Source organism: Qipengyuania flava (assembly GCF_011762005.1).
GTDB lineage: Bacteria > Pseudomonadota > Alphaproteobacteria > Sphingomonadales > Sphingomonadaceae > Qipengyuania > Qipengyuania flava.
In genome coordinates, this window is sequence record NZ_JAASQU010000001.1 from 265,329 (window position 1) to 285,544 (window position 20,216).

Genomic DNA, 20,216 nt, shown 5'->3' on the forward strand with positions numbered 1-20,216 from the left:
TTTTAATTTAGCGTTTTTCCAAAGGAGTTTGAAATGGAAGCTGAAGCTGCAAAGCTGCTCGGAGCCGGTCTCGCCGCTGTTGGTGCCGGTCTCGCCTCGCTGGGTGTCGGTAACGTCTTCGCCAAGTATCTCGAAGGCGCGCTGCGCAACCCGGGTGCCGCAGACGGTCAGCAGGGCCGCCTGTTCATCGGCTTCGCCGCAGCCGAACTTCTCGGCCTGCTGGCCTTCGTCGTCGCGATGATCCTGATCTTCGTCGCCTAAGCACGACTGCCGAAATTGCACCGGCCGGAGCTTCGCCCGGCCGGTGCCGTGATTTTATCGTACCCGCCTTTCGAGAGCTGCCATGCCCCAGATAGCACAGCTTGCCGATACATGGTCCAGCCAGGTCTTCTGGCTACTGGTCTTCTTCGGCATCACCTTCTTCGTCATCGGCCGTGGCATGGTGCCCAAGGTGATGGAAACCGTCGCCCAGCGTGACGGCCAGATCGCTGCCGACCTCGCAGCTGCCAAGGCTGCGCGCGACGCAGCCGACGAGCAGGAAGAGGCCTGGCGGGTTCGCGAGAACGAGAACCGTGCGGCTGCGCAGGCGATCGTCGCCAAGGCTAAGGACGAGGCCGCGGCCAAGTCCGAATCCAAGCTCAAGGCAGCGCAAACCCGGCTCGACAAGAAGCTGGCCGAAGCCGAAACGCGGATCGCAGAAGCGCGCAACGCCGCTCTTACCGAAGTGGAATCGGTCGCGGTCGAGGCCGCGCAGGACATCGTCACCCGGCTTGCCGGCGTGAAGGTGACCAAGCCCGCCGCCACCAAGGCCGTCAAGGAGGCCATGAGCCATGGCTAGTCCCGCCCCCGAAGTGTTCGCTACCGAAGCCGCGCAGACCATGGTCGACGATGGCAATGGCGGCGCACCGGTCCATGTCGAACCCGAACTGTGGGGCCTTGCGCCGTTCCAGATCGTCTCGATCTCGATGCTTGTCCTTCTGCTGTTCGCCTTCTTCGGTGCCAAGGTCCACAAGTCGTTGGGCGCCGGGATCGACGGCAAGATCGCCGCGATCAAGGACCAGCTCGAAGAAGCCAAGCAGCTGCGGGCAGAAGCCGAAGCGCTTCGCCAGGAATATGCCGACAAGATCGCCGGTGCCGAAAAGGATGCCGAAGCCATGCTCGCCAATGCGCAGCATGAAGCCGACGCCATCCTCGAGAAGGCCGAAGCCGACAGCAAGGCGATGGTCGAGCGCCGCAAGCGCATGGCCGAAGACAAGATCGCCGCAGCTGAGCGCGAAGCGGTCGAAGACGTGCGCAATCGCGCGGTGAATGCGGCCACCACCGCGAGCCGCAAGCTGATTGCCGACAAGCACGATGCCGAAGCCGACAAGGCGCTGGCCGACCAGGTCATCGCCGGGATCTGATATTCGGCGATCTCGAGGCAATCGAGAGGGCGGTCCCTAGGGGCCGCCCTTTTCGTATCAGGGCTCGAGCACGAGCTTCCCGATGATGTCTCCATTGGCCATGGCATCGAACGCCTCGCGCCAGCGATCGAGCGGAAGAACGCGGTCGACATGCGGGGCGATGCGCTTCCCCGTAGCGAGTTCATCGATCGCTTCGGCCACCCGCGCACCGCGCGCGGGAAAGCGTCGCGCATATTCACCCGCGCGCACGCCGACCACCGAAAAGCCTTTGATCAGCGGAATGTTCACTGCAATTTCGGGGATGCGGCCTGAAACGAAGCCGATCACCAGCAGCTTGCCGCCGAACGCTACGCAGCGGGTGCTCTCATGGAAAACATCGCCGCCGATGGGGTCATAGACCAGATCGCACAGCCGGCCATCGGTCAGTTCCGCGATATCGTCGCGGAACCGGCCGGTATTGACGATGACAGCGTCAGGCCGGGCGACGCGTTCGAGCGCCTCGATCTTGTCTTCGCGATGCGTGGCGGCAATCACCTTTGCACCGAGTGCGCGCGCGAGATCGCAGGCGGCGAGTCCGACGCCTCCGCTCGCGCCGTGGACAAGCACCGTCTGCCCCGCCTCAAGCCCGCCGATTTCGACCAGCGCGACATAGGCGGTGTGATAGGCCGCTCCCATCGCAGCGGCCTGCGCGAAGTCGAGCCCTTGCGGGATCTTGCGCAGCGAGGCGGCGGGGAGGGCGACATAATCGGCGAAGGCACCGGTCTTCGCTCCCCCCATAACGGCGTCACCGGCTACAAATCCGCTGTCTGCTCCGGCCTCGACAATTTCGCCTGCCATTTCGAGACCCGATACGAAAGGCGGCTCGGGTTTAAACTGGTACTTGCCCTGCGTCATCAGCAGGTCGGGGTAATTGAGCGATGCCGCGCGCACGCGGATCAGAACCTCGCCCCGCGGTTGGTCGGTTTGGCGGAGTGCGACACCGGAAAGATCGGGTGAAAGCCGCGAAACGACGAGCGCTTTCATGGCTTCAGAAATTGTCCTTGGCCGTACGCAGCGCGGCGAAGGTTTCGGCGGGGCTTGTCCCGCCCCAGCGATCGCGCAGGTCCGGCTTATCGGCGCGCAGGAAGGGGTTGGTCGCCAGTTCGCGTGAGAGCAGCGTGGGAACGGTCGGTTCGCCTTTCGCGCGCTTCTCGTCGATGCGTGCGGCGTAGAGCCTGAGTTCGGGATTGTCCGGATCGGCATGGAGCGCGAATTGCGCATTCGCCTGCGTGTATTCATGCGCGCAATAGAGGACGGTATTATCGGGCAATTGCCGGATACGGTCCAGACTGTTCCAGAACTGCTCCGGCTCGCCTTCGAACATGCGACCGCAACCGAGCGCGAAGACGCTGTCGCCGACGAAGGCCATGTCGGCCTCGGCAAGATGATAGGCGACGTGCCCGTTCGTGTGGCCCGACACATCGATCACGCGTGCGTTCCACTTGCCGAGCGCGACGCTGTCGCCATTGCCGACCACGCGGTCGATCGGGGTCAGCTTCTCCACCTCCTGCGGCGCGACCACGGTGGCACCGGTCGCCTCTGCGATCGCCTTGTTCCCGCCCGCATGGTCGGGATGCCAGTGCGTGTTCCAGATTTGCGTGATCCGCCATCCCCTGGCTTCGGCTTGCTTCAGGTATTCTGCCCCGTCGGGCGTATCGATCGCCGCGGTCTCGCCGCTGTCGGGATCGTGGAGCAGGAAACCGTAATTGTCGGTCAGGCAGGGAAACTGGTGAACTTGGAGCATGAGGGGAGATTAGGCATCCATGCGCCAAAGGGAAAGGCCCGCCTGCCGGAGTGGCAAGCGGGCCTTCCTGAATACCCTTGAGAAGGGTGGAAGAGCTTAGTCTTCCTTCTTCTTCAGCGCTTCGCCGAGGATGTCGCCGAGCGAGGCACCCGAGTCCGACGAACCGAACTGTGCAACCGCTTCCTTCTCTTCGGCGATCTGACGCGCCTTGATCGAGAAGTTGGGCTTCTTCGAACGGTCGAAGCCGATGACCAGTGCATCGACCTTGCCGCCGACCTGGAAGCGGTCGGGACGCTGTTCGTCGCGATCGCGGCCGAGGTCGCTGCGCTTGATGAAGCCGGTGGCGCCGTCTTCACCGACCTGCACTTCGAGACCGCCATCGCGGACTTCGAGGATGGTGACGGTGACGGTTTCGCCCTTGCGGACGGTGCCCGCGGCGCCGGCTTCGGTCGGTGCACCCTTTTCGAGCTGCTTCATGCCGAGGCTGATGCGCTCCTTGTCGGTGTCGACGTCGAGCACGACGGCTTCGACCTGCTCGCCCTTGCGGTGCAGGGCAAGCGCGTCTTCACCCGAGATGCCCCAGGCGATGTCCGACATGTGGACCATGCCGTCGACGTCGCCGTCGAGGCCGATGAACAGGCCGAATTCGGTGGCGTTCTTGACTTCGCCTTCGACCTTCGAGCCAACCGGGTGCTTCTCGGCGAACTCTTCCCACGGATTGCGCTGGGCCTGCTTGAGGCCGAGGCTGATGCGACGCTTCTCGCTGTCGACCTCGAGAACCATGACCTCGACTTCCTGCGAGGTCGAGACGATCTTGCCCGGGTGGACGTTCTTCTTGGTCCAGCTCATTTCCGAAACGTGGACCAGGCCTTCGATGCCCGGCTCGATTTCGACGAAGGCGCCGTATTCGGTGATGTTGGTGACGGTACCGGTCATCTTCATGCCGACCGGGTACTTTGCCGAAACGCCATCCCACGGATCCGATTCCAGCTGCTTCATGCCGAGGCTGATGCGCTGGGTTTCTTCGTTGATGCGGATGATCTGGACGGTAACGGTCTGGCCGATCTCGATCATCTCGCTGGGGTGGTTGACGCGCTTGTAGCTCATGTCGGTGACGTGGAGCAGGCCGTCGATACCGCCGAGGTCGACGAAAGCGCCGTAATCGGTGATGTTCTTGACGACGCCGTCGATCACCTGGCCTTCGGCCAACTTGTCGATCAGCTCGCTGCGCTGTTCGGCGCGGGTTTCTTCAAGCACGGCGCGGCGCGACACGACGATGTTGCCGCGACGACGGTCCATCTTGAGGATCTGGAAAGGCTGGGCCATGTCCATCAGCGGGGTGACATCGCGCACGGGGCGGATGTCGACCTGGCTGCCGGGCAGGAAGGCCACGGCGCCGTCGAGGTCGACGGTGAAGCCGCCCTTGACGCGGCCGAAGATGCGGCCTTCGACGCGCTTGCCTTCGCCGAATTCGTTCTCGAGCTTGTCCCAAGCGGCTTCGCGGCGGGCGCGGTCGCGGCTGAGCATTGCTTCGCCTTCGGCGTTCTCGACGCGGTCGACATAGACTTCGACTTCATCGCCGACGCCGGGAGCGGTTTCGCTTTCCGAACGCTGGAATTCCTTGAGGTCGACGCGGCCTTCGCTCTTCAGGCCGACATCGATGTGCGCCATGCCGTTTTCGATGGCGGTGACGGTGCCCTTGACGACGCGGCCTTCGAAGCCGCCGTCATCGGCGCCGCCGAGCTGCTCGTCGAGCATTTTCGCGAAATCATCGCGCGTGGGATTGGCTGCAGTTGCCATGTGTGTGTAGTCCTAACTTACGTTTGCTACCGGCCACCGGTTTTACCGGGGTCTTTACCCGTCTCTGCGCACCATTACGCAGGCCAACGGGGCAAGAGGGCCGCTATCTCCCGCGAGGCCGGATGCCAGCGCGGAAGTCCTTTCAATCGGGGATTGAGAGAACGGGCGCGCGCCTAGTCGAAAGTTACGCCAAAGGCAAGCAAATGCTGCGTTGTGGCACGCTGACCGCATTAGCACTTTCTTTCCGGTTGGCGCGATAACCGAGGGGGGCATGGGCGGCGTGATGCGAGCGTTGCGCGAACGGGATCGAACCGAATGGAATACAGGATTGCGCCGGAGGATGTCAGGGTCGGCATGTTCGTGCGCGGATTCGGGGGAAGTTGGCTCGACCATCCATTCTGGTTCGCCCGGTTCGCCGTCAAGGCAAGGCATCTCGCGCGACTGCAAGCGGCAGACGTACCCTATATCGTGATCGATGACGAGCGCGGCATTGGCCCGACAAGCGCATCGCAGGCGCCGATCGCGCCTCGCGCAGCGGAGATATGCGAGGTCCGCCCGAAGAACACACGATCCCATGGTCGTGCCGGGGGAGGCAATCCGGGCAAGCGTAGGATACCCTCCGGGTCCGGTTCGCGGGCACGCAACGACGCGAAGGCGCAGACCAGAACGCTGGTGGCGCGTTCGCTTCGGATCATGCGCGACACTTTCGCACGGATCCGTGCGGGGCGCACCATCGAACTGGGTACTTTCGAGGAACTCGTCGGCGACATCGTGTCCACCGCAGGGCATTGCCCGCGCACGCTGATCGAGACGATCCGCCTCAAGCAGAAGGACGAGTACACCCATCTGCATTCGGTCGCGGTCGCGACGCTGATGGTGAATGTCGCACGCCAGCTCGGGCGCAGCGAGCAAGAGGTCTACGAATACGGCCTTGCCGGGCTGTTCCACGATATCGGCAAGGTCCGCGTCGACGATGCGATCCTCGGCAAGGAAGGTAGCCTCAGCGCCGAGGAATTCGACCTTGTCCGTGCGCATCCGCAGGACGGCTTCGATATTCTCCGAGCCACACCGGGACTTCCCGACGCCGCGCTCGATGTCTGCCTCCACCATCACGAACGTCCCGACGGCAAGGGTTATCCTTTCGGCCTCGCAGGGGAGGCACTGTCCGAGGTCGCCCGGCTCGGCGCCATCTGCGACGTCTATGACGCGCTGACCTCCGACCGGGCCTACAAGAGCGCCTGGTCCCCTGTCGATGCCGTGACCGCAATGTGGGGCTGGGACGGGCAGTTCGATCGCGATTTGCTGTTTGCCTTCATGCACAGCATCGGCGTGTTCCCGACCGGCATGGTGCTTGCGCTGGATGACGACCAACTCGCGCTGGTGCTCGAACCCAGAAGCGCCGCCCATCGCTCGCGTCTGCTGGTTTTTTTCTCGACTGCAACGCGCAGCGCATTACCGGCAGTCGAAGTCCCGATCGGCAAAGCGCGGGGCAACTGCCGCATTACCGCTCCGGTCGATCCCGCAGATTTCGGGATTCGCGCCGAGGACTGCGAGGAGGCGAACCTGCGCAGTGCCGATTGGACCTGCGCGACACCCGGCACTCTCGCCGCCTGACAAACGCCGCTCAACGCATGGCGAGGTCGACCGCCTCGATCGCAGCGGCGATCGCTTCCTCGCGGTCGAGTGCGCTGGTGTCGATCACGCGGGCATCGTCGGCGGGGACCAGCGGGGCCACTGCGCGGTTGCGGTCGCGTTCGTCGCGGCGCCGCAGATCATCCTGGATCTCGAGCAGGTTCACGCCCGCACCACGCTCGCGCATTTCGAGGAAGCGGCGTTGCGCGCGCGCTTCCACGCTGGCGGTGACAAACAGCTTGGCCTGAGCCTCGGGCGCGATCACCGTGCCGATGTCGCGCCCGTCGAGCACGGCGCCGCCCGCTTGCGTGGCGAAATTGCGTTGCCGTTCGAACAGCGCCTGCCGGACCGCGGGATGGACCGACACGCGGCTCGCCAGCCCGCCGGTCTGTTCATCGCGCAATTGCGGATCGTCGAGCAGGTGATCGGGGAAGGCGGTTGCGCCCAGAGCATCGCCCGGATCGTCCGGGTCGCCGCCGTCGAGAAATACCTGACGGCCGACCGCGCGATAGAGCAGCCCGGTATCGAGATGCGGCAGCCCGTAATGCCTGGCGAGTGCCTTGGCGATGGTGCCCTTGCCCGAAGCGGTGGGGCCGTCGACGGCGATGATCATGCTTCACGCTCCCGTGTCGTGCGGCCGCTGCGCAATGCCTTGACGATGCCGTAGATCGCGATCGAAGCCCAGAAGCCTTCGAGCACGAGGCTGGGCCAATTGGTGTGGAACACCAGCGAAACGGTCAACAGCGCCGCGCCCATCAGATTGGTTCCGTGCAGGATGAACGGATTGGGTTCGTCCCTGAAGGTCAGATAGGCATAGGCGGCGATGATGCAGGCGGTCCCGCAGAAGCCCACGTAGCTGGCCCAGTCGAGCCCGTTCACGACGCCGCCTCGGCGAGGAGGTCGAGGAAATTGGGGAAGCTGGTGGCGATCGGTTCGGCACTGTCGATCTCGACTCCGGCCTCGCTGGCGATCCCAGCGACCGCCATGCTCATGGCGATGCGATGGTCGAGATGGGTGGCGACGATGCCGCCACCCGCCAGCGGCGTGCCACCCGAACCTTCGATGGTGAGACCATCTTCGTCCTCTTCCACCTGCGCGCCCGCGACACGCAGCGCGCTGGCCATGGCCGCCAGGCGGTCGCTTTCCTTGACGCGCAATTCCTCGAGTCCGCGGGTGACCGTGGTCCCCTTGGCGAGCGTCGCGGCCACAAAGAGAACGGGAAATTCGTCGATCATGCTCGGAGCGATGGCGGGATCGACCTCGATGCCGTTCAGCGGCGCATGGCGGATGCGCAGATCTGCCACCGGCTCGCCGCCGACTTCGCGCGGGTCGAGCCTCTCGATCGCTGCGCCCATCTGTTCGAGCACCCGGAAGATGCCGTCGCGCGTCGGGTTGAGCCCGACATTCTCGATCACGAGATCGCTTTCGGGGACGATGCTGGCGGCGACCGCGAAGAAGGCGGCCGACGATGGATCACCCGGGACGTCGATGTCGCAGGGTTTGAGGTCGGCGGGGCCTTGGATCCGGATTATTCGTTCCCCGTTTTCTTCCTCGACCGTCAGTTCGGCACCGAAACCGCGCAGCATGCGTTCGGTATGGTCGCGCGTGGGCACGGGTTCGATCACGCTGGTGATGCCCGGCGTGTTGAGACCTGCCAGCAGCACCGCGCTCTTGACCTGCGCGCTGGCGACGGGGAGGCGATAGCTGATCGGGACCGCGGGTTGCATCCCTTCCATCATCAGCGGCAGCGTGCCACCGGGGGAGGGGGTGAAGGACGCGCCCATCGTCGACAGCGGGTCGATGACGCGGCCCATCGGGCGCCTGGACAGGCTGGCATCGCCGGTGAAGGCGGCGGTGATGCCGTGGCTGGCCAGGAGGCCCATGAGCAGGCGGGTCGAGGTGCCCGAATTGCCCATGTCGAGCGCTTGCGGCGGTTGCAGCAGTCCGCCCACACCGACGCCGTCGACGATCCATTCGTCACCATCGCGAGCGATCGCGGCCCCCATCGCGCGCAGAGCGGCGGCGGTGGCCAGCACGTCCTCGCCCTCGAGCAGGCCCTTGATCCGGCTGCGCCCGACTGCCAGTGCGCCGAACATCAGGGCGCGGTGGCTGATCGACTTGTCGCCGGGAACGCGGATTCGTCCGGTCAGCGGTCCGGCGGGCATGAAGCGGTGGGCGGTCAAGCGATTGTCCCATTGGCCAAGGTGGTGGAAGGCGGCGCTTTGACAGTGGCAATGCGTTCTGGCAAGGCGCGCGCGCTGTTGATTCCTGCATGGCAGGTTCCCATCAATACGATTACGAATTCACGGCTCCGCGGCACGATGCCCGGGGCGGCAGACTCAAGGATTACACATGGTCAAACCGGAATGGGGCACCAAGCGGACCTGCCCGAACTGTGGCACCCGCTTCTACGATCTGAACAAGGAAGATCCCGTCACCTGCATCGAATGCGGTGAGGAATGGACGCCGGAGCCGGTGCTCAAATCGAAGCAGCCGATCCTTGCCGAGGAAGAGTCCAAGAAGAAGAAGGACGCCGAGGCCGACAGCGATCTGGGCGGTGACGACGACGAGGACGATCTCGACATCGACATCGACGAAGACGGCGATTCGCCCGATAACGAGGTGGACCTCGGCGGCGATGACGACCTCGGCGTGGAAACCAAGTCGAAGGGCGATGACGACGACGCCGACGAAAGCTGATTTTTTCTCTTGCGTTGCGCGAGGTGGCCTCATAAAGGGCTGCCTCCGCAAGGCTGGAGCGCCTCCCAGGACGCTCCTTTGAAAATGGTTCGGGGCCTTAGCTCAGCTGGGAGAGCGCTACAATGGCATTGTAGAGGTCAGCGGTTCGATCCCGCTAGGCTCCACCATTTCACCGGATTTGTTGGTAGCAGGCCGTGGCGACGGCTGCGGCTTGCTTCCACCACACCCGGGCTTGAGTTTGGGTTTCATCGGGGAATTCCCCACGCTGGCCGACGAGTTCTCGTCCGCCGGCGTTTTTCGCGTTTAATCGGGCCGGTCATGGTTCGATAAGGAGTTTAGGCAGTCATGTTCGACAATCTGTCCGACCGCCTCGGCAATGTGTTCGATCGCCTCAAGGGGCGCGGCGCGCTGTCGGAAAACGACGTGCGCGAAGCGATGCGCGAGATACGCATCGCGTTGCTCGAGGCCGATGTCGCGCTGCCGGTTGTCCGCCGTTTCATCGACGCGGTGACCGAGAAGGCGATCGGTCAGGACGTGCTCAAGTCGGTCACGCCCGGCCAGCAGGTCGTCAAGATCGTCGACGATGAACTTGTCGCCATGCTTGGCGGGGGCGGAGATGCCGACCCCAAGGATCGCGAGCTCAATTTCGCCGCCAAGCCGCCGGTCGTGATCATGATGGTCGGCCTGCAGGGTTCGGGTAAGACCACCACCACCGCCAAGCTGGGCAAGCTGCTCAAGGAAAAGCACGGCAAGAAGGCCATGATGGCCTCGCTGGACGTCAACCGTCCGGCCGCGCAGGAACAGCTCAAGGTGCTGGGCGAGCAGGTCGATGTGGCGACACTCCCGATCGTCGAGGGCCAGCAGCCGGTCGATATCGCGCGCCGGGCGATGGAAAGCGCCAAGCTGCAATCGGCCGACGTGCTGCTGCTCGATACCGCGGGCCGCCTCCATGTCGATGAAGCGCTGATGGCCGAGATGAAGGCCATCGCAGGCGTATCGGCGCCGACCGAAGTGCTGCTGGTGGTCGACAGCCTGACCGGCCAGGACGCGGTCAATGTGGCGCAGAGCTTCACCGGCGAAGTGCCGCTGACCGGCGTGGTGCTGACCCGCATGGACGGCGATGCGCGTGGCGGTGCGGCGCTGTCGATGCGCTATGTCACGGGCAAGCCTATCAAGTTTGCCGGTACGGGCGAGAAGCTCGATGCGATCGAGGCGTTCGATCCCAAGCGCGTGGCCGGCCGAATCCTCGGCATGGGCGACGTCGTCAGCCTCGTCGAGAAGGCCGCCGAGACGATCAAGGCCGACGAGGCCGAGGCGCTCGCCAAGAAAATGGCGAAAGGCCAGTTCGATCTCGAAGACCTGCGCATGCAATTGAAGCAGATGCAGAGCATGGGCGGGCTGGGCATGCTGGCGGGAATGCTGCCGGGCATGAAGAAAGCCAAGGCGGCGATGGCCGCCTCGAGCATGGACGACAAGGTGCTCGTCCACATGGATGCGATCATCGGTTCGATGACCCCCAAGGAACGCAAGAACCCCGCATTGATGAACGCCAAGCGCAAGAAGCGCGTTGCGGCGGGTTCGGGTACCGACGTGCAGACCGTCAACAAGGTGCTGAAAATGCACCAGGAGATGGGCCGCGCGATGAAGCAGATCAAGAAGATGGGCGGCCTCAAGGGGCTCGGCGCGCTGTTCGGCAAGGGCGGCATGGGTGCCGCCATGCCCGGCCTCGGAGGGCCCGGCGGTGCTGCTGGCGGCATGCCCGGAATGGGCGCCGGCAAGGGCCCAGGCGTGGATATGAACACGCTCCCGCCCGACCTGCAGGACATGCTCAAGAAGAAATAAGTTTCAGACGTTTACATTCGAAAGGTAATACCAAATGGCAGTTGCAATCCGTCTTTCGCGTGGTGGTGCCAAGAAGCGCCCCTACTACCGCATCGTTGTCGCTGACTCGCGCTCGGCGCGTGACGGCAAGTATCTCGAGCAGATCGGTACCTACAACCCGATGCTGCCCAAGGATTCGGGTGAGCGCGTGAAGCTCAACGAAGACCGTGCGCGCCACTGGCTGTCGGTCGGCGCGAAGCCGAGCGACCGCGTCCACCGCTTCCTCGATGCCGCCGGCATCCTCGAGCGCGCGCCGCGCAACAACCCCAAGAAGGCCGAGCCGGGCGAAGCCGCCAAGGAACGCGCCGAGGAAAAGGCCGCCAAGATCGCTGAAGCCGAAGAAGCCGCCAAGGCTGCCGCGGAAGAAGCCAATGCACCGGCTGAAGAAGCAGCGACCGAAGACGCTCCGGCTGAAGAGGCTGCTGCAGAAGAAGCTACCGAAGACAAGGGCGAGTAATCGCGCCCATGTCGGACAAGCCCCTCACGCTGGCTGCCGTCACCGGTGCGCATGGCGTGTCGGGCGAAGTCCGACTGAAGCTGTTTGGCGAGGGCGTCGATGCACTCAAGGCCATTGCCAGCTTCAACGAGGGTACGCTGACTCTCAGGAAAATCCGCAGCGACAACAAGGGCGGTGCCGTCGCGCGCTTTGCCGAGGTGAAGGATCGCACCGCGGCAGAGCAGCTGCGCGGCACCGCCCTTTCTGTTTCCCGCGAGGCCTTGCCCACGCTGGACGCAGACGAGTTCTATTTCTCCGACCTGCTCGACCTCGCAGTGGTCACCGATACGGGCGACGCGGTCGGCCGCGTCTGCGCAGTGGAGAATTTCGGCGCCACCGACATCGTCGAGATCGAAAAGCCCGACGGCAAAAAGTTCATGGTCCCGCTGACCAAGCAGGCCGTGCCCGGCTGGGACGAGCGGACATTGACGATCGCGGAAGGGTTCTGGGATAGGTAGACGCGCAATGAGCGCGTTTGCGACAGACCTGTGGCAAAAGCTGGCCGCCTACGAGGTCGGTCCCCGTGATGGCGCGTTTACTTTCTCGCAGCGGCTTGCACGCGAAAACCGCTGGTCCGCCGCCCATGCCGCGCGGGTGCTCACCGAATACAAAAGGTTCTGCTATCTCGCGAAGACTGCGGGGCATCCGGTCACTCCCTCCGACGCTGTCGACCAGGCGTGGCATCTCCATCTCACCTATAGCCGCGATTACTGGCAGCGCTTCTGCCCCGACATCCTCGGAGCCGAACTGCATCACGGCCCGACCGCGGGTGGCAGCACCGAGCGCACGCGCTATTACGACCAATATGCCGCCACGCTCGCGAGTTACGAGATCGCTTTCGGAGAGCCGCCGCCAGACGATATCTGGCCCACGGCGCACCGCCGTTTTGTTATCGACCCGCTGTCTTTCCGCGTTAACCCGCACGATGTAGTGATATTGCCGCGTGGCGCGGTCCGGTTTGCAGGTATCGCGGCCGGTCTGGCGTTGGCTGCGGCGGTGGCGGCATTGATCTGGGGAGGGTAGTGCCGGTGATAGAGGGCTTCTCCACCTATTCGGGAAGCGATTTCCTGTTGTTCTACGCTTTGCTGGTCGTCGCAGCGATCGTGGCGGGCGTGTGGGTGCCCACGCTGCTGCGTGCGGACGGGGCCGAGTGTAGTGTGCAGGACCGCTACGAGGCTGCCTTTCTGGCAGGAGGCGGGAAACGCGTCGCCGAGACCGCGCTGGCGCAATTGCTCGCAGAAGACGCGCTTGCACCATCCGGCGAACGCAAGGTCCGCGTTATCCGTGAAACGGCAGCGAAACACCCGCTCGAGAAAACCTTGCTGCGCAAGCCACTGCCTTTCGGCCTGACCGAAACCTACAAGGCGATCGAACCGCATATCGCGGACATAAAACAGCGACTGATCGGGCAGGGGCTGCTGCTTGCCGGCAGCCAGCGCATGCCGCTACGGATCGTCTCGGTGCTGCCCTATCTGGTGGTGCTGGGGATCGGCTGGCATCGCCGCGCTGCCGGCGTGGCCGAGGGAGAGCCTGTCGGATACCTCACTGCGCTGATGGTGGTGGCGGCGATCTTCGCGTTGATCCGCTTCGTCAAACTCGACCCGCGGACACGCGGCGGGATCGCAGCGGTGGCGAATGCGCGCAACATCAGCAAGCGGCTCAAGACCGCGCCGACGACGCCCGAGGTGGGTTATGGTGTGGCACTGTTCGGGACGGCAATTCTCGCGGGAACGCCCTATGCGGAACTGCATGCCATGCGCGAGGCGGCGCGCGGCGACGGGTCGGGCGGATATGCCGCCGACGGCTCGGACAGCTCGGACGGATCGGGCGGCAGCGACAGCGGCTGCGGCGGCGGTTGCGGAGGATGCGGCGGCTAGCGACGCAGCGGGGTCTGCGCGGCGAGGTGGTTGCGGATCGTGGTTGCGGCGACACCGGCCTGTCCCATCGCATGGCTGATCTGATCCAGGCCGAGCACCACGTCTCCCGCGGCAAACAGGCCCGGAATGCTCGTCTCGAGGTGGTCGTCGACCAGCACGCAGCCTTCATCGCTGACGCGGGCACCCGCCGATACGGCGAGGCCCGACCGGATGACCGATCCCAGCGCGGGATAGATGCTGTCGAACGCCATCCGTCCCTCTGCGGTATCGAAGGCGATCCGGTCGTTCTCGATTGCGAAGTTCCCGCAGGGCCCCGCCACGCGGTCCACTCCCGCATCATCGAGTACACGGGTGCACTGCGGGGACAGGTCGTGATCGCCATGCGGCGATACCAGCGTCAGATCGCGCGTGTAGCTGCGGATGAACTGGGCCTCCGCCGTGCCGTGATCCCCGCTGCCAATGACCGCCACCCGCTTGTCGGTCACCTCGTATCCGTCGCACACGGGGCAGTAGCGGATCAGCCCGCGGCTCAGCGCCTCACCGTGCAACGGCTCGTCGATCCCGTCGGGGCGGTTGTTGACCACACCGGTAGCGAGCAGGACGGTGCGTGCACGATATTCCTCCTCGTCGCAGCGCACGGTGAAGTGGTCGCCGTCGCGTTTCAGGTCGGATACCCGCCTGGGTTCGCGTAGCGCACCATATCTGGCCGCCTGGTCGCGCATCCGCTCGAGCAACTCCTCGCCACTTATGCCGTCGGGAAAGCCGGCATGATTGCGCGTGCGCGGGATCCAGCCCGCCCGACTGGTGCCGCAATCGAACATGCGAATCGAGAGGTGGTAGCGCGCAAGGTAGATTGCCGCGGTCAGCCCGGCGGGGCCTGCGCCCACGATGATGCAATCGTCGATGTTCATGGCCTTCCTACGCGCGGCGGGGCCAAGCGTTGCCGTTGGCAGAGTGATATAGGCCTCCTGCCCCCTTTGGGCATTGCCGTCCGGGGCAGATGTGGCAGAGGGACGTTGCAAGGGAGGATCGCACCGCCATGTTCGACAACGCCATATTTCTCGCTGCATCCTATGCCGCGATGTCCGCCGGGCTCAGCGCCACGGTGGCGAAAGTCTCGCCGACCATCGGACCGCGGCTGCGGCATCTGTTTGCGGGCACCGCTCCGATTGCCGCGGTGCTCGGAATGCGGCTGACCGAAGCCGACAGCGTGACGCTGCAGGGTATGGACCTGTTCGCTGCGGGCGGGCTGGTCGTGCTCGGCGTCGTTACCTCCACTCTTGTCGGCAAGGCGGTGCCTTCGGCTAGGATCCCGCCGCAGGGCGTCGACGATCGGCACGCGCTCCCGAACTAGGCCCGCGGCCTGCTATGGCGCTGTCATCGATAGGCGGCTAGGGCGCGGCGCATGAGTTTCGCCGCCACCATTCTTACGCTCTATCCCGAGATGTTTCCCGGACCCTTGGGCGTAAGCCTTGCCGGACGCGCGCTCGAGCGCGGGGACTGGTCGTGCGAAACCGTACAGATCCGCGATTTCGCGACCGACAAGCATCGTACGGTCGACGATACGCCCGCCGGCGGCGGGGCGGGCATGGTGCTCAAGCCCGACGTGCTGGGCGCGGCCATTGCCAGCGTGGGGGAGGGGCGACCGATCCTGGCCATGACCCCGCGTGGCAAGCCGATCACGCAGGCACGTATCCGCGAAATCGCTGCCGGGCCCGGCGTTGCCATATTGTGTGGGCGGTTCGAAGGCTTCGACGAACGCATCTTCGAGGCCTATCCGCAGATCGAGCAGGTCAGCCTTGCCAATATCGTCCTGTCGGGCGGGGAGACCGCCGCGCTGGCCATTCTCGACGCTTGCATTCGCCTGCTTCCCGGAGTAATGGGCGCGCCCGATAGCGGAGTCGAGGAGTCCTACGAGAACGGGCTCATCGAATATCCGCAATATACCCGACCTCAGGAATGGGAAGGGCGCACGATCCCTGAAGTGCTGCGATCGGGGGATCATGCGAAGATCGCTGCTTGGCGCAAGGCCAGGAGCGAGGAAGACACACGGTTACGCAGGCCGGACCTTTGGGATCGCTACAGTGGCGATCGGGACCGACCTGCCTCTGGCGCGCGGCGAAAAGACTAAGGATACGGTTCGATGAACCTCATTCAGCAGCTCGAAGCAGAAGCGATCGAGAACCTCGGGAAGGACATTCCCGATTTCCGCGCCGGTGACACCGTGCGCGTCGGCGTCCGCGTTGTCGAAGGCAACCGCGAACGCGTTCAGAATTTCGAAGGCGTTGTCATTGCCCGCTCGAACCGCGGCATGGGCAGCAACTTCACCGTCCGCAAGATGTCGTTCGGCGAAGGCGTGGAGCGTGTGTTCCCGCTCTACTCGCCGATCCTCGACAGCGTCACCGTCGTGCGTCGCGGCATCGTGCGTCGTGCCAAGCTCTACTACCTGCGCGGCCGCACCGGCAAGCGCGCGCGTATCGCGGAACGCCGCGACAACGCGCCTAAGGCGTAAGCTTACGACACCAGTTCTCTTCGCGAGAATCTTGGGGCGGTTTCCCTTCGGGGAGACCGCCCTTTTTCTGTCGCGGCGCCGGAGATCTCGGGCGGCCGCGCTTGCATTCGCCGACGCGCGTTGCGAGGAACCCGCAACTGTTCCTGCGGAGACCATATGAAAGCCCTGACCCTTGCCGCCGCACTCATGCTCGGCACCTGCCTGACCGCGCCAAGCCAGGCGCAGACCACGACGGAGACCGCGCCCATGGATTTGACCTTCGAACGCGTCTTTGCCTCGCCCGGGCTCGACGGGCCCACGCCGCGCAAGGTGAAGCTGTCCCCCGATGGTCGCTATCTAACCGTGCTGCGCAATCGCGAAGCCGACCGCGAGCGCTACGATCTGTGGGCCTATGACCGGAACGCGGGCGAATGGGCGATGCTGGTCGACAGCGAGGCGCTGGGATCGGGCCGCGACCTGTCCGAAGACGAGAAGATGCAGCGCGAGCGCGCACGGGTCGGCAGTCTGAAGGGGATCATCGACTATCAGTGGACCAAAGATGCCAGCGGCGTGCTCGTCCCGCTCGACGGCGACCTCTACCTCGCGCGGCTGAGCGGGGAAACGGTGCAACTTACCGATACCGAGGAGAGCGAGCTCAATCCCGCACTGAGCAACACCGGTGCCTACGTATCCTTCGTTCGCGACCGCCGGCTCTGGGTCGGTGAAACGGGTGGGGAAGCGCAGCCCGTTACGCCAAAGGAAGGCGAAGACGTGCGCTGGGGCGAGGCGGAGTTCGTCGCGCAGGAGGAAATGGCGCGGCTGACCGGCTATTGGTGGAGCCCCGACGACCGGCGCGTGGCGGTCGAACGCTTCGACGAGAGCATGGTCGGCATTGTCACCCGCGCGGCGATCGGCGCCACCGGCACCAAGGTATTCGACCAGCGCTATCCGGTCGCGGGCAGCGAGAATGCCGATGTCGAACTCTACGTGATGGATCCCGACGGCAACAACCGCGTCAAGGTCGATCTCGCCGCGCACCAGCAGCCCGGTATCTATACTGAAGGCGATCCGACCGATTTCTATCTTGCACGGGTGGACTGGGCGCCCGATGGCAGCGCACTTTACGTCCAGCGCCAGAACCGCGAGCAGACCGTGCTCGACATGCTCAAGGTCGATCCGGAAACAGGTGCGGCGACGCCGGTCTTCACCGAGAAGGCTGCAGTGGCGGATTACTGGATCAATCTTGGCGACGATTACAAGCTGCTCGACAACGGCGATCTGGTGTGGTGGTCCGAGCGCGACGGATACGGCCACCTCTATCTCTATTCCGCGGGCGACGACTGGCAGGATGCGCGCCAGCTGACGCGTGGCGCATTCGTGGTTAGCAAGCTGGTGGGGGTGGACCAGGCAGCGAAGCGCCTGTTCTATCTCGCCACTAGCGCGGAGGATTCGCTCGAGCAGCACATTTATTCGCTCGACTATGCCGACCCTGCCGCGCAGCCGCAGCGCCTGACCGAGACTGACTATACCCACTCGGCGACGATGGACGGGAAGGGGCAGACGCTTGTCATAACGCGCTCGAACGATGACACGCCGCCGCACAGCTACATCGCCGATCAGCAGGGCCAGCGCTTCGCCTGGATCGAGGAGAACGCGCTCGACGCGGATCATCCCTATGCGCCCTATCTCGCCAGCCACCGGCCCACGCAATACGGGACGATCGAAGCCGAGGACGGCACGCCGCTCTATTGGGAGATGGTCACGCCCGAAATGGAGCCGGGCAAGCGTTACCCGGTCTATTACTATCACTACAGCGGGCCGGGGCCGCAGATCGTTGATCGCGGCTGGAACGGCGCGCTCAGGCAGGCGATCGTCGACAAGGGCTACATCTGGTTCGCGCTCGACAATCGTGGCAGCAACTATCGCGGGGTCGCTTTCGAACAGCCGCTCTACCGCGCGATGGGCGGGGTCGAGGTGCGCGACCAGAAGGCCGGGGCAGAATATCTCAAGACGCTCGACTTCGTCGATCCCGACAAGATCGCGATCGATGGCTGGTCCTATGGCGGCTACATGACGCTGAAGCAGTTGCAGGCCGATCCGGGTCTGTACGCAGCAGGCGTCAGCGGCGCCCCGGTAACCCGCTGGGAACTGTACGACACCCATTATACCGAGCGCTACATGGGTACACCGCAGGCCGATGGCGAGGCCTACACCGCTGCCAGCGCCATTCCCGAAGCCACGAAGATCACCGATCCGCTGCTGATTATCCACGGCATGGCCGATGACAATGTCGTATTCGAAAACGCGACCGAAGTGATCTCCGCGATGCAGGAGGCCAACGTGCCGTTCGAGATGATGCTCTATCCCGGATACACCCACCGCGTTTCGGGCGAGCAGATCTCGCCGCACCGCTACAACACCGTGTTCCGCTTCCTCGAAAGCCACGGCGTCACGCCGCCCGAGTGAGGCTTTAGGCCGCGCAAACGTATGTGCGCTTGCGGGGACGCGGGTAATCGCTATCTCCGCGGGCGTATACTGACTGGAGAATTGATTTGGGTTATCGTGTTGCCGTGGTCGGCGCGACCGGGAATGTCGGTCGTGAAATGATGCAGGTGCTCGCAGAGCGTGCTTTCCCCTGCGACGAGGTCGCGGCGGTGGCCAGCAGTCGCTCGCATGGCACTGAGGTGGAGTTCGGCGACACCGGCAAGATGCTCAAATGCAAGAACATCGAGCATTTCGACTGGTCGGGCTGGGATATTGCGCTGTTTGCTGCAGGCAGCGGTCCGGCAAAGGAATACGCCCCCAAGGCGGCGGCTGCCGGCTGTGTCGTGATCGACAACAGCTCGCTCTACCGGATGGACCCGGACGTGCCGCTGATCGTGCCCGAGGTGAACCCGGATGCGATCCACGACTATGCCAAGCGCAATATCATCGCCAATCCCAATTGCTCGACCGCGCAGCTGGTAGTCGCATTGGCCCCGCTGCATCGCGCCGCGAAGATCAAGCGCGTGGTTGTTTCGACCTACCAGTCGGTTTCGGGTGCGGGCAAGGCGGGAATGGACGAGCTGTTCCAGCAGAGCCGGGCGATCTTTGTCGGCGATCCGATCGAACCGGTGAAGTTCACCAAGCAGATCGCCTTCAACGTCATTCCGCATATCGACGTCTTCATGGACGATGGTTCGACCAAGGAAGAATGGAAGATGGTGGTCGAGACCAAGAAGATCCTCGACCCGAAGATCAAGCTCAACGCCACCTGCGTGCGCGTGCCGGTTTTCGTCGGCCATTCCGAAGCGGTCAATATCGAGTTCGAGAACGAGCTGAGCGCCGAAGACGCACAGGAAATCCTGCGCGAGGCGCCGGGTATAATGCTGATCGACAAGCGCGAGGACGAGGGATACGTGACCCCCGTCGAAAGCGCGGGCGACAGCGCCACATACATCAGCCGCGTGCGCGACGATCCGACGGTCGACAATGGCATCACGCTGTGGTGCGTTTCGGACAATCTGCGCAAGGGCGCCGCTTTGAATGCGGTGCAGATCGCGGAACTGCTCGGCCGCGAATGTCTTAAGAAGGGATGATCCGTACAGCCCCGCTCATCGCCCTGCCGCTCCTGCTGCTCGCCTGCTCGGGTGGGCCGGAAGACGCGGCGACGAGCGTCGATCCCAAAGGGGCCGAGGCTGCGCTCACCAATCCTTCAATCGAGCAGTTCCACGATGCCGTGGTGGTGGTCGATGCAAACGGGCTTGGGCCCAAGGGCGAAGAGCCGCTGCGTTTCGGCGCGCCACGCGCAGAAGTCGACGGTGCAATCGAAGCGGCTTTCGGCTCCGCTCCGGAACGCTCGAGCAACGAAGAATGCGGCGCGGGGCCTATGGAATTCAGCCAGTTCGGCCCGCTGCAGATCGCCTATATGGATGACGAATTCCGCGGCTGGTTCCTGCGCGAAGGCGAAGGAGTGGCAACCTCCGATGGCGTTCAGCCCGGTACGACAACGCTCGACACGCTCAAGCGCGAACGGCAGGTTCGCGCACTCGACACGACGCTTGACGGCGAGTTCGAATATACCGCCGCCGATTACGGCACGATCACCGGCTTCGCCGAGGATGGTGAACTGGTAAGCGGGCTCCAGGCGGGGATCAGCTGCTTCTTCCGGTAG

The 20,216-nt window shown here is 64.2% G+C and carries 23 protein-coding genes and 1 tRNA gene; 17 read left to right on the forward strand and 7 right to left on the reverse strand.

The annotated features are described in order from the left end of the window. Nucleotides 1-33: 33 nt before the first annotated feature. The 3 genes from FHS69_RS01325 (at nucleotide 34) to FHS69_RS01335 (ending at nucleotide 1,403) form a co-directional block, all read left to right on the forward strand. Nucleotides 34-261, forward strand: coding sequence for a F0F1 ATP synthase subunit C (locus tag FHS69_RS01325; protein WP_050601089.1), 228 nt, complete (start codon nucleotides 34-36; stop codon nucleotides 259-261). Between the two features lie 82 nt (nucleotides 262-343). After that, complete coding sequence (locus FHS69_RS01330; protein WP_067464462.1) at nucleotides 344-838, forward strand: F0F1 ATP synthase subunit B family protein; 495 nt, start codon at nucleotides 344-346, stop codon at nucleotides 836-838. Beyond that, on the forward strand, nucleotides 831-1,403 hold the full coding sequence (locus tag FHS69_RS01335) for a F0F1 ATP synthase subunit B family protein (RefSeq protein ID WP_094062919.1): 573 nt from the start codon (nucleotides 831-833) through the stop codon (nucleotides 1,401-1,403). The genes FHS69_RS01330 and FHS69_RS01335 overlap by 8 nt, the downstream gene beginning before the upstream one ends. A gap of 57 nt (nucleotides 1,404-1,460) precedes the next feature. Here the strand turns inward: FHS69_RS01335 and FHS69_RS01340 are convergent, their stop codons facing one another. The 3 genes from FHS69_RS01340 to rpsA form a co-directional block, all read right to left on the reverse strand. After that, on the reverse strand, nucleotides 1,461-2,426 hold the full coding sequence (locus FHS69_RS01340; RefSeq protein WP_166775949.1) for an NADPH:quinone oxidoreductase family protein: 966 nt from the start codon (nucleotides 2,424-2,426) through the stop codon (nucleotides 1,461-1,463). A 4-nt stretch (nucleotides 2,427-2,430) separates the two neighbouring features. Next, nucleotides 2,431-3,186 (reverse strand): hydroxyacylglutathione hydrolase, encoded by a 756-nt coding sequence (gloB, locus tag FHS69_RS01345; protein WP_166775951.1) that lies wholly within the window; start codon nucleotides 3,184-3,186, stop codon nucleotides 2,431-2,433. A 96-nt stretch (nucleotides 3,187-3,282) separates the two neighbouring features. Beyond that, nucleotides 3,283-4,986, reverse strand: a complete 1,704-nt coding sequence (gene rpsA, locus FHS69_RS01350; RefSeq protein WP_067500662.1) for a 30S ribosomal protein S1 — start codon at nucleotides 4,984-4,986, stop codon at nucleotides 3,283-3,285. Between the two features lie 315 nt (nucleotides 4,987-5,301). Here rpsA and FHS69_RS01355 point away from each other — a divergent pair, with 315 nt between their 5' ends. Further along, nucleotides 5,302-6,600 (forward strand): HD-GYP domain-containing protein, encoded by a 1,299-nt coding sequence (locus tag FHS69_RS01355; protein ID WP_166775953.1) that lies wholly within the window; start codon nucleotides 5,302-5,304, stop codon nucleotides 6,598-6,600. 10 nt (nucleotides 6,601-6,610) lie between these two features. Here FHS69_RS01355 and FHS69_RS01360 read toward each other — a convergent pair whose 3' ends face one another. The 3 genes from FHS69_RS01360 to aroA are packed head-to-tail and all read right to left on the reverse strand — an operon-like array spanning nucleotide 6,611 to nucleotide 8,783. Beyond that, complete coding sequence (locus FHS69_RS01360) at nucleotides 6,611-7,231, reverse strand: (d)CMP kinase (RefSeq protein WP_067671073.1); 621 nt, start codon at nucleotides 7,229-7,231, stop codon at nucleotides 6,611-6,613. Next, entirely contained in the window at nucleotides 7,228-7,497 is a 270-nt protein-coding gene (locus FHS69_RS01365) for a CBU_0592 family membrane protein (RefSeq protein ID WP_067469063.1), read from the reverse strand. Before FHS69_RS01365 ends, FHS69_RS01360 begins: the two co-directional genes overlap by 4 nt. Then, nucleotides 7,494-8,783, reverse strand: a complete 1,290-nt coding sequence (aroA, locus tag FHS69_RS01370) for a 3-phosphoshikimate 1-carboxyvinyltransferase (protein WP_166775955.1) — start codon at nucleotides 8,781-8,783, stop codon at nucleotides 7,494-7,496. The genes FHS69_RS01365 and aroA overlap by 4 nt, the downstream gene beginning before the upstream one ends. 187 nt (nucleotides 8,784-8,970) lie before the next feature. Here aroA and FHS69_RS01375 point away from each other — a divergent pair, with 187 nt between their 5' ends. The 7 genes from FHS69_RS01375 (at nucleotide 8,971) to FHS69_RS01405 (ending at nucleotide 13,572) form a co-directional block, all read left to right on the forward strand. Then, nucleotides 8,971-9,318, forward strand: a complete 348-nt coding sequence (locus FHS69_RS01375) for a TIGR02300 family protein (protein WP_067469057.1) — start codon at nucleotides 8,971-8,973, stop codon at nucleotides 9,316-9,318. Nucleotides 9,319-9,409: 91 nt separating this feature from the next. Continuing rightward, nucleotides 9,410-9,485, forward strand: a tRNA-Ala gene (locus FHS69_RS01380). 178 nt (nucleotides 9,486-9,663) lie between these two features. Next, the gene (gene ffh / locus FHS69_RS01385) at nucleotides 9,664-11,160 is read left to right on the forward strand and encodes a signal recognition particle protein (RefSeq protein ID WP_166775957.1); all 1,497 of its coding nucleotides are present in this window, start codon (nucleotides 9,664-9,666) and stop codon (nucleotides 11,158-11,160) included. 34 nt (nucleotides 11,161-11,194) lie between these two features. Beyond that, nucleotides 11,195-11,656, forward strand: coding sequence for a 30S ribosomal protein S16 (gene rpsP, locus FHS69_RS01390; RefSeq protein WP_166775959.1), 462 nt, complete (start codon nucleotides 11,195-11,197; stop codon nucleotides 11,654-11,656). A gap of 8 nt (nucleotides 11,657-11,664) precedes the next feature. Further along, nucleotides 11,665-12,153, forward strand: coding sequence for a ribosome maturation factor RimM (gene rimM / locus FHS69_RS01395; protein WP_166775961.1), 489 nt, complete (start codon nucleotides 11,665-11,667; stop codon nucleotides 12,151-12,153). Between the two features lie 7 nt (nucleotides 12,154-12,160). Further along, a complete protein-coding gene (locus FHS69_RS01400) occupies nucleotides 12,161-12,718 on the forward strand; it encodes a glycine-rich domain-containing protein (RefSeq protein WP_166775963.1) in 558 nt (185 codons plus the stop codon). Further along, nucleotides 12,718-13,572: a TIGR04222 domain-containing membrane protein gene (locus FHS69_RS01405; RefSeq protein ID WP_166775965.1), complete on the forward strand. Its 855-nt coding sequence runs from the start codon at nucleotides 12,718-12,720 to the stop codon at nucleotides 13,570-13,572. The genes FHS69_RS01400 and FHS69_RS01405 overlap by 1 nt, the downstream gene beginning before the upstream one ends. On the opposite strand, the gene FHS69_RS01410 is transcribed toward FHS69_RS01405, so the two are convergent. Next, complete coding sequence (locus tag FHS69_RS01410) at nucleotides 13,569-14,483, reverse strand: NAD(P)/FAD-dependent oxidoreductase (RefSeq protein WP_208380054.1); 915 nt, start codon at nucleotides 14,481-14,483, stop codon at nucleotides 13,569-13,571. The two genes, FHS69_RS01405 and FHS69_RS01410, sit on opposite strands and share 4 nt — an antisense overlap. A 128-nt stretch (nucleotides 14,484-14,611) precedes the next feature. On the opposite strand from FHS69_RS01410, the gene FHS69_RS01415 reads away from it, so the two are divergent. The 6 genes from FHS69_RS01415 (at nucleotide 14,612) to FHS69_RS01440 (ending at nucleotide 20,216) form a co-directional block, all read left to right on the forward strand. Continuing rightward, nucleotides 14,612-14,926 (forward strand): hypothetical protein, encoded by a 315-nt coding sequence (locus tag FHS69_RS01415; protein WP_166775967.1) that lies wholly within the window; start codon nucleotides 14,612-14,614, stop codon nucleotides 14,924-14,926. Between the two features lie 51 nt (nucleotides 14,927-14,977). Further along, entirely contained in the window at nucleotides 14,978-15,703 is a 726-nt protein-coding gene (gene trmD, locus FHS69_RS01420; RefSeq protein WP_166775969.1) for a tRNA (guanosine(37)-N1)-methyltransferase TrmD, read from the forward strand. Nucleotides 15,704-15,715: 12 nt separating this feature from the next. Then, nucleotides 15,716-16,084, forward strand: coding sequence for a 50S ribosomal protein L19 (gene rplS, locus FHS69_RS01425; protein ID WP_067469028.1), 369 nt, complete (start codon nucleotides 15,716-15,718; stop codon nucleotides 16,082-16,084). A gap of 156 nt (nucleotides 16,085-16,240) precedes the next feature. Further along, complete coding sequence (locus FHS69_RS01430; RefSeq protein WP_166775971.1) at nucleotides 16,241-18,529, forward strand: S9 family peptidase; 2,289 nt, start codon at nucleotides 16,241-16,243, stop codon at nucleotides 18,527-18,529. Between the two features lie 86 nt (nucleotides 18,530-18,615). Continuing rightward, a complete protein-coding gene (locus tag FHS69_RS01435; protein ID WP_067469022.1) occupies nucleotides 18,616-19,641 on the forward strand; it encodes an aspartate-semialdehyde dehydrogenase in 1,026 nt (341 codons plus the stop codon). Further along, entirely contained in the window at nucleotides 19,638-20,216 is a 579-nt protein-coding gene (locus FHS69_RS01440; protein ID WP_166775973.1) for a hypothetical protein, read from the forward strand. The genes FHS69_RS01435 and FHS69_RS01440 overlap by 4 nt, the downstream gene beginning before the upstream one ends.